This window comes from Acidithiobacillus sp. TH-A36 (assembly GCF_057473445.1).
Map to the genome: position 1 here is coordinate 1 of NZ_JBYCKP010000193.1, position 1,278 is coordinate 1,278.

Genomic DNA, 1,278 nt, shown 5'->3' on the forward strand with positions numbered 1-1,278 from the left:
TGGCTGGTAAAAACAGCTCAGCCCTGACTCTGAAAAATGGAGATTTGATGGCCGTCCATCTGCTCCATTACACCCCGGGTAGAGCCCAGACTTTAGCGGCAGTCAAAAATCAGATTGTGGCTCAATTAACGGCAGAAAAAGCCACGCAACTGGCTAAAAGTCAAGCAGAAGCCTTGCTGGCTTCGGCCAGGAAAGCCGGTAAGGTGGAGGTGTTGAGTGCGGATGGCGCTTATCCTGTCCAAGTCCATTTGAATGTTGCCCGGAAAGATGCTCGGGGTTTGTCTCCAACTTTGCTGAGCGCAGCATTTGATGCTCCAGCTCCTGTCCAGCATATACCTTCCATGGGTATGGTTCGTGGGGAGGATGGATACACGATATTTGCGGTGACTCAGGTGATTGCACCTTCTTCAGTAGCTGTCAATCCCAAGGTGACGGCTGAAATTCGTGCCTCACTGGAAGAACAACGGGGTAGATTGTTGTCGGCAGCTTATTTGCGTGATCTGCGCGATCATGCCAAGGTAAAAATTGACGATTCGAAGCTCGCGGCTGCTACCAGCCAATAATTATCGGTAAAGTATCCACGTCAGAGGTCGCATACAGGTTATCTCCCCAAAACAGGCAGAGGATTCGTAAGCTTTTTGCTCCAACGCCCCTTGCCTGTTGTTATAAGGTTCATCCTGCAGTCAAGAGAGAACTCGCCCTTTGGGCTCAAACAGCTCTCCTGACGGGCGCAGGATTTCACAAAGAACAACAGCGGCGCGGGCCAAAGTCGCTGCAAAGCTTACGAAACCTCTGCCTGTTTTGCGCTCTACTGGTGCTTTTCTGAAGCGCTCGTTTCCACCAATTGCAGATGTACGCTAAGTGCTGTGGATTTGGCAGCGATTTCTCGATAAGCCAAATGGATGGGTTTAATGTTCAGGGGTTGTTTCAGGTATTCGCTTCCTGGCGGATCCCAGGGGCCGATCGCACCGTGGCTGACGGTAACAGGCGTTCCATAATGGATGAGCCCGTACACTTTGCGTGCCGCGCTTTTGGGAAGCTCCACGCAGCCCGCACTTTGCGGAAATCCGTAAGTGGTCCGGGGATAAAAATGTACGGCACGGCCTCTGTCGAAATAATTGACCCAACGGATATCCGGGTCATCATAATGTTGGTATTGCACCCAGTGGTGATGATAGCGGGAATAATGCACGGACTGGAGGGCATAACCTGCCGACTTCGCGGCTTCATATAAGCGTATTTGCGCGTGGGATACTGGTATGGGAAAGCGGCCAACCA

Annotated in this window: 1 protein-coding gene and 1 pseudogene; one reads left to right on the plus strand and one right to left on the minus strand. The window is 51.7% G+C overall.

Annotated elements, in window-relative coordinates; all coding sequences use genetic code 11:
• Positions 1 to 563: pseudogene (locus tag AC2VLY_RS05150) on the plus strand (peptidylprolyl isomerase); the annotation flags it as partial.
• A gap of 245 nt (positions 564 to 808) precedes the next feature.
• Here the strand turns inward: AC2VLY_RS05150 and AC2VLY_RS05155 are convergent.
• Positions 809 to 1,278, minus strand: a 470-nt coding sequence (locus tag AC2VLY_RS05155) for a L,D-transpeptidase (RefSeq protein ID WP_486921878.1), incomplete at its 5' end; no start/stop codon positions are given.